Annotated in this window: 3 protein-coding genes and 1 pseudogene; 3 read left to right on the top strand and 1 reads right to left on the bottom strand. The window is 62.9% G+C overall.

From position 1 onward, the window contains the following. The 3 genes and pseudogenes from HNO80_RS16585 to HNO80_RS16575 all read left to right on the top strand — a co-directional run. Nucleotides 1–891: pseudogene (locus HNO80_RS16585) on the top strand (carboxypeptidase regulatory-like domain-containing protein); the annotation flags it as partial. Nucleotides 892–1,509: 618 nt separating this feature from the next. Next, nucleotides 1,510–4,545 (top strand): cell wall-binding repeat-containing protein, encoded by a 3,036-nt coding sequence (locus HNO80_RS16580; protein WP_175323954.1) that lies wholly within the window; start codon nucleotides 1,510–1,512, stop codon nucleotides 4,543–4,545. 252 nt (nucleotides 4,546–4,797) lie between these two features. Continuing rightward, a complete protein-coding gene (locus tag HNO80_RS16575) occupies nucleotides 4,798–6,408 on the top strand; it encodes a N,N-dimethylformamidase beta subunit family domain-containing protein (RefSeq protein WP_175323953.1) in 1,611 nt (536 codons plus the stop codon). Between the two features lie 49 nt (nucleotides 6,409–6,457). Here HNO80_RS16575 and HNO80_RS16570 read toward each other — a convergent pair whose 3' ends face one another. Further along, complete coding sequence (locus HNO80_RS16570; RefSeq protein ID WP_175323952.1) at nucleotides 6,458–6,964, bottom strand: TspO/MBR family protein; 507 nt, start codon at nucleotides 6,962–6,964, stop codon at nucleotides 6,458–6,460. Nucleotides 6,965–7,355 lie beyond the last annotated feature (391 nt).

The following is a 7,355-nucleotide window of genomic DNA, read 5'->3' as shown; positions in this document are numbered from 1 at the left end:
GACACCCTCGGCAACTCCTCCACCGGATTCCAGGACCTCGCCACCCTCACCATCAGTGCTGAAGCACCACCGGTCGGGCCCGTTTCCGCGCCGGTCCCGTCCGTCACGGGTCTTGCCAAAGTGGGCAATAAGCTCACAGCTATCCCCGGCAACTGGTCTCCCGCCCCAGTTGCGTTGAAATTCCAGTGGTTCCGTGCGGGCGTTCCGGTGCCTGGCGCTAGGGCGGCGAGCTACCCCGTCACCGTCAGTGACCTTGGCAAAAAGATCACGGTCCAGGTAACGGGTCTCAAGACCGGCTACACCCCGGTTTCAAAGACTTCCGCGCCGACAGCTACGGTCGCGGCGGGAACATTGACGTCCACGCAGGCCCCCAAGATTGCCGGTACCCCCAAAGTCGGCGGAGTGCTCACCGCCACGCCCGGCACGTGGTCACAGTCGCCCGTGTCCATCAAATACCAGTGGTACCGCTCCGGCGTCGCCATCCCCGGCGCAACGCTTTCCAGTTACAAGCTCACCGCCGCCAGCCTGGGAAAGAAGCTCACGGTCAGGGTGACCGGGAGCAAGGCCGGCTACACCACGCTTTCAAAGACTTCCGCGCCGCTTACCGTCACAGCAGGAACTCTGACAACTACACCGGTCCCCAGGATTTCCGGAACCCCCAAGGTCGGCAGAGTCCTCACCGCCACGCCCGGCGTATGGTCGCCGTCGCCCGTGTCATTGACATACCAGTGGTACCGCTCCGGCGTCGCCATCACCGGCGCAACAGCGTTCCAGTACAAACTCAACGCCCGCGATCTGGCCAAGAAAATCACCGTCCGCGTAACCGGCAGCAAGAGCGGCTACACCGCCGTGTCGAAGGTTTCGATGCCGTCACGAGCCGTCACCGGCTAGCTGAGCTTCCCGCGCCAGCCAAAGCGGCTAGCTCGGGAAGGTAGCCGGCGACTATCGCCTCAAAGGCACAGTGCCGCCTTCGGGGCTCCCCGACGGCGGCACTGTGCTTTTCGCACCTACTTTGGACTTCTTTCCATGACAGCGTGGCGGGCGTGACCGCCAGCCGGAGGTCTCGTAGGCGCTCGGCACGATCCGAAACCTGCGCTTGCCGGAAGGTGGGCTTTTTCTCTTTATATGCCCCGGAATAAATCAGGGCGGACAAGGGGCTGCTTTGATCCTCAAAACAACACGATTAAACAGGCCTTCATGTGTTGTCTTATATGACTCGTGCTGTACATTCAATCTCGTTCACCACGATGCAATCTGAGCCGATGATTCCCAGCGAAGCGACTGGCGTCCGTGGCACGTAGATGAACTCCTTGTTCCACCTCGCCATCACACTTAATATTGGGGATATTTATGAATAATCGACGACGACCTTTGCATAGGTCTACCGTCCTGGCCGCGGCATTGACCTTGTCAATGTCGCTAGGCGCAACGCCAGTCTTAGCAAGGACCACGACCAATGTGAACGTCCTTCCCACAACTCCGACGACACAAGCGGACTCAATTCCACGCTTGGCGGGATCGGATCGTTACGCCACCTCGGCCGCGATTTCCAAGGCCAACTACGCCCCGAACGTCGATGTTGCTTACATTGCAAACGGCGGCAACTTCCCGGACGCTCTCTCCGGGGCCGCACCTGCCGGAGCCAACAAGGGTCCTATCCTCCTCGCCACCACCACCGGCATACCGGCAGCCATCGCCACCGAACTGGCCAGGCTCAAACCCAAGAAGATCGTCATTCTCGGCGGAACCGGCGCCATCAACAGCTCTGTGGCAACCGCGTTGAAGAAGTACAGCCCCAACGTTGCGCGCAGGTCTGGAGCCGACCGTTACGCCACCTCGGCCGCGATTTCCAAAGCCAGCTACGGGACGAACGTGGACGTCGCCTATATCGCTGACGGCGGCAACTTCCCCGATGCACTCTCGGGAGCCGCACCGGCAGGTGCGAACAAGGGCCCGATCCTGCTCTCCACCTCTACCCGCATCCCGGCGGCGATTGGTACCGAACTCAGCCGGCTCAAGCCCAAGAAGATTGTCATCCTCGGCGGAACCGGCGCCATCAACAGCAGTGTCGCAACGGCGCTGAAGACGTACAGCCCGTCCGTAACGCGCAAGTCCGGGGCTGACCGTTACGCAACTTCCGCTGCGATCTCGAAGGCCAGCTATGCGGCCAACGTGGACGTCGCCTACATTGCGAACGGCAGCAACTTCCCGGATGCGCTGTCCGGTGCCGCCCCGGCAGGCGCCAACAAGGGACCCATCTTGTTGGCCACCACCACTGGCATTCCGGCGGCGATTGCCGCGGAGCTGACCCGCCTCAAGCCAAAGAAGATTGTCATCCTTGGCGGGACCGGCGCCATCAACAACTCCGTTGCCTCCGCGCTTAGAAAATACTTGGACCAAGGTCCTTTGCTCCGGATAAAGCTTTCCGAATTGCCGGCCACCTCCAAATCCGTGGTGACCATCAAAGGAACCGACGGCAGGACACAAAGCGTGACCGTGGCTGGCGAAGGAGTGGTGTCCGGTCTAAGCACCGGAACCTACACGGTCACAGCATCAAATGTTAAAGTGACCGGAACAAATCTTCCGGGCACCTATTTCCCGAGCGGGTCGAAGACAGTGACCCTGTCTGCGACGGGAGAAACATCGGTAAGTTTCTCATTTGCCACGGTTATGAATCCGCAAACGATTACGGCTCCGACCGCGGACATCGTGAATGGCAAATCGCTGTACGCAACGCCCGGCACGGCCGGAACCGTTACGCTCAGAAACGGCTACCACACCGGCGACATCGTTGTAGCACCGCGTTCAGCCGCAGCGCCGCAAGGCCTGTGGATCAAATTGGTCAGCGCCCGGAGTGCAACCAGCACCTCGACAACATGGACAACGGCTTTCCCCAAAGTTGACGAGGTTTTCGCCCGCGGTGAATTCTCAACCACACTGCAATCTCCGGTGGTTCTCGATGCTTCGACAGCACCTGCCTCGGGCGGAGCCACAGCGGAGTCCGGTCGCATGGGAGACATCTTCAACCCGTTTTCAAAAGAGCTCTCCTGCGGCGCGTCGGCTTCCATGAACTTTGACGCCAAAGTCGGTGGAGACGTCACTACGGAGGTCTCGGCAAAGTGGGGCTTTAGCCGTGCTGACAACTACATCAAGGCCGCTGCGGGGGTCGAAGTGGAGTCGAGCACATCGGCATCCGTCTCCGGCGATGCAGAGTGCATCCTGGAGAAGACGGACGTCCTGAGGAATGCCGTCAAGCTGCCCACTCTTTTCATTCCTGTCGGACCTCTCGGAATATTCCAGGTTCCAGTGTTCAACAGCTTGCAGTTCACCCTCGAAGGAACGGCAAAATCGCACGCGTCGCTGGCGACGTCAGCGTCAGCAAAGGTGGAGTCATCCGTCGAAGCAACCCTGAGCAGCTCGGGACTGGCCACGAGCTTCAACCCGCCGGCCGAGACGTCCACGTTTGAGCCGCCTAACCTGACGGTGAACGGCGAAGCCAGTTTCTACCTCGGCGCACGTGTCGATATGCAGATTGCCGGTGTCGCCGGCCCGTTCGTCACCGCCGCGGTCGGACCCGAGTTGAAGGCCGACATTTCGGCGGATCCGTGGTGGAGCCTTGACGGAAAATTCAAGGCAGGAATCGGAATCGATCCGGGAGCCTTCGAGAACCTGGGATTGTCCAAGAAAGAAAAAGACGATCTCATCACTTCGACCTGGAACATTGCGCACGCGCCCGGGCCCCTGACCAGCCCGTCGCCAACACCGACGCCGGGCGGAACCGGTGGGGGCGACGGTTCAGGCACCGGTGGTGACTCCGGCATCGGCGACGGCAGTCCCGGCGTCGCCGCGCTGCGTTCGGTCGCTACCTATAACGTCGAAAGTGACCTCAAATGCTCCCTGTGGACGCATGAGGACTCCCACGGCGAGTTCTACAGCGATCGGGCCTGTGGAACCTTGGTGTCCATCGGTGACACTCTCTATGGGCCAGAGGGGATGCCTGCATCCGGAATAGACCCAGCGTCCTACACCCCGGTGTCGCAGTCAGTCACTGGAGACGGGACAGCTGCGCATCCAATCAAGGTCGAGACTGTCGTGGACGCCGGCACCACGGGCATTCGGCTGACCCAAACCGACACTTGGGTCAAAGCCAGCAATGTCATCTCCACCAGGATCAGCGTTCAAAACCGAGGCACGGCAAGCACGAGTCTTCGGCTCTACCGGGGCTTTGACTGCTACCTCGGTGACAGCGACACGGGCACCGGCGAACTGAACGTTCCCGGGCAGTTGGCCGGCTGCCTGCGCACGACCGCCAATGCCGAGGTGGTGACGCTCCGACTCCAGGGTCTCACGGCCGGAGCCACGGTCACCGAGGGACGCTATTCCAACATGTGGAGCCAAATCGGTGCACAAGGTGACCTAAACAACGCCTGCCAGTGCTTTGAGGACATCGACAATGGGGTTGCGGTCGGCTGGAACAAATCAATTCCCGCCGGTCAATCGCTGAACTTGCTCAGCGAGATATCGCTCCGTCGTCCATCGGAGTAGCGATCGGGTGAAGTTTCTTCACCATGAGGGGTCGGGTGGGTCTGCCAGTTGCAGATCCACCCGACCTTTTTGTGCTGTACGCGAGTACGTCGTGCGTGCCCCGGGTACTGCTGCGGGAACTAAGCGCGTAGTCCCCACGCCTGCGGGAATGGTCCCGGGTCCATACCCTTGGGGGAAGTCGTGCATGCGACTATCCAACGCCTCTTGGGCCGCTCGCCGGTTCCGAAGCGGCGGGCGTGAATCGAGGGGGCAATGCGCGCGACTGACGACGCTCCTGGACGCAGAGCCGTGCTTGGTGCCGCCCTCGCGGCACTGTCCTGGGCCGCCGCGGAGGCGGCATCGGGGGCTGCAGCTGGCGGCGCCGGCCCCGCGCACCCGCTGGTGCAAGCCTCCGAGGCGGGGAAGGTGCAGGCGCCGCCGTCTCCGGTTGCGGGCACCGCCCATCAAAGGCTGGTCCTGGCACCGGGGCAGCGGCCGGGCATTACGGGTAGCGAAGTCGCATCCAAACGGTCAACCGCCCCGCAGCTCGAAGGCTTTCTGGGCCAGCACGCATCCACCGCGCAGCGGCGCAAGGTGGATGTCTACATCAACTCCACTCTGGGCAGTATCCGGATAAAGGCCTACCGGATCGGTAACTACAACGGGGACGGCCAGCGACTGGTCTGGACGTCCGAACCGGTACGGGTCCGCCGGCAGCCGGCCTTCACCCTCCAGCGCAAGACGCGGATGGTGTCCTGCCCTTGGCATGTCACGACGACAGTCAACACGACAGGGTGGCCCGACGGGTTTTACTACCTGGTTCTGACCGACGGTTCAAGGCGGGAACACCGGATCCCGCTGATCGTCGAGTCAGCCTCGGTCGTGGGCAAGGCAGTTCTGGTCTTTAACGACTGCACGATGCAGGCGTACAACAAGTGGGGCGGCTACTCGCTCTACACCGGGCCAAACCGCTCGACCGCCACCCGGTCTTACAAGGTCTCCTTTGACCGGCCCTACCGGAACTTCAACGAGGTGGAGCTTCGTAACGCCCCGCTGGTCCGGGCGGCGGAGGCCATCGATGACCCCGCTCTCAAGCTCGCGTACACCACCGAGGCACGGATCAGCCGGAACCCCGCGCTGGTCAGCGGCGCCGCGGCCGTGGTTTTCGCAGGCCATTCAGAATACTGGTCCCCGTCCCTGCGGCGGACCATCGAAGGTGCGCGCGACAAGGGAACAAACATCGTCTTCTTCGGAGCGAACAACGTGTATTGGCGTACCCGGCTGGAGTCTTCCTTTACCGGGACGAACCGTGTCCTGGTCTGCTACCGGAAGGCCCGGCTGGATCCATACCGCCGCCGCCACCCCGAGGCCGTGACCACCCAGTGGCGCCAAGGGCCCGTCTCTAAGCCGGAATCGACCCTGACAGGCTCGGTTTACGGTGACCTCGGCGTCAAAGGGACGTTCACCGTCACGGATCCTTCATTTTTTGCCTTCGCCGGAACCGGCGCCGTCCGCGGTGCCACCTACCCCGGCCTCACCGCAGGCGAAACGGACCGTGTGTTCCCGGCGACAAAGCGTCAAAAATTCAGATACCCGAAAACCCTCCGTATCTTCGCCCACTCCCCTGCGTCCGGGACTCATGCCTCCCATGGCTGGTCCGATTCGACGTTCTACACTGCCCCGTCCGGGGCGTGGGTCTTGAATATGGGCACCTTGGACTGGCTCCAAGCGCAGGGTGATGGCGCCGTCCCTGCCCGCTCCCGGGCGTTCGCGCGCCAGGTCACCCAAAACATCATCCGGGAAGCGGCCCGCGAACCCTTCAGTCATCACAGTCCCCGCCGCGGCGGCCAGACACCGCACCGGGCATCGGCAGTTTGGGGCTAGGCACGGGGAGGGGGCTGGCTAGGCCCGGCGAGGTACCTAACCTTGTCGCTCAGTTCGCCGTCGTTCCGGCGTTGAGACGCGCCACCGCCGTCGACAACGCGGTGGCGAAGCCGCACCACGCGGCATAGGGGGCAAGGGCCGCTCCGGCACCGCGGTCCAGTTTGTACGTCCGCCGCACCAGATCGATGCTGCTCGCCGTCAGCACGGCGCACTCCGCCGCTGCCAACCAGGGCCGGCGGGCGCGCCAGAAGAGCCAGCTCCACGACGCATTGAGCGCGAGGTTCACCGCCAAGGCGGACCGATAGGCAGCTAATTCCTGCTGCCTCGTTTTGCTGCCGGCGTCGGCCCCATCCCTGCTATCCAGCGCGACGGCGGAACTCACGGCGAGATCCGCATACAGCGCTGTCCAGACCACAGGAAAGGCGATGGCGGGGGGCTGCCAATCAGGTTTGCGGAGCTGCCGGTACCACGGGCTGTCGGGGTCCGTCGCCAAGCCACCGGCGGCCGCCGTAGCGGCTGTCGCGGCCGCAGTCCACACCACGGTCATGAGCTTCATAGCTACTCCTTGTTGCTCGGGTTGCCTCCTGCGGGACAGCCTCTCCGGGGCGAGGCCTCCCCCGGGCTGGATCTCCCCGTAGGCCCGATCATACGTCCCCCGGCGGCTGGGTCGCCGGCAACGATCTAATACCCTCGGGTGGGGTTGCCGGATTGCATCGTTGCTTGTCTCCGCAGGGCTAATAATGTCGGAGGTCTCTGATGAAGTTAGTTCATGGGAACCAGTGCAGCGGTCACCTTCTCTCCGGCCACCCGGCCGGTTGATGGCCGCCGGGATCCGTCGCTGGGGATCGTTCTGGGGCAATTGCGGGAGTTGTGTTCGACGGCGGTCGGGGATGCGGCGTTGTTCGGCTTCGCGGAGGCCGCGGAGTACGCCGCCGGGGTCGAGGAGC

It is taken from the genome of Arthrobacter sp. C9C5 (assembly GCF_013359735.1).
In the GTDB taxonomy this organism is placed as follows: Bacteria; Actinomycetota; Actinomycetes; order Actinomycetales; family Micrococcaceae; genus Arthrobacter.
The sequence above is the reverse complement of the archived record's forward strand: the minus strand, read 5'-3'. Positions and strand labels throughout refer to the sequence as shown.

What these genes read in the sequence shown, in the direction of transcription:
- HNO80_RS16570 (WP_175323952.1), bottom strand. Translation starts at nt 6,964, where the DNA reads ATGAAGCTCATGACCGTGGTGTGGACTGCGGCCGCGACAGCCGCTACG.
- HNO80_RS16575 (WP_175323953.1), top strand. Translation starts at nt 4,798, where the DNA reads ATGCGCGCGACTGACGACGCTCCTGGACGCAGAGCCGTGCTTGGTGCC.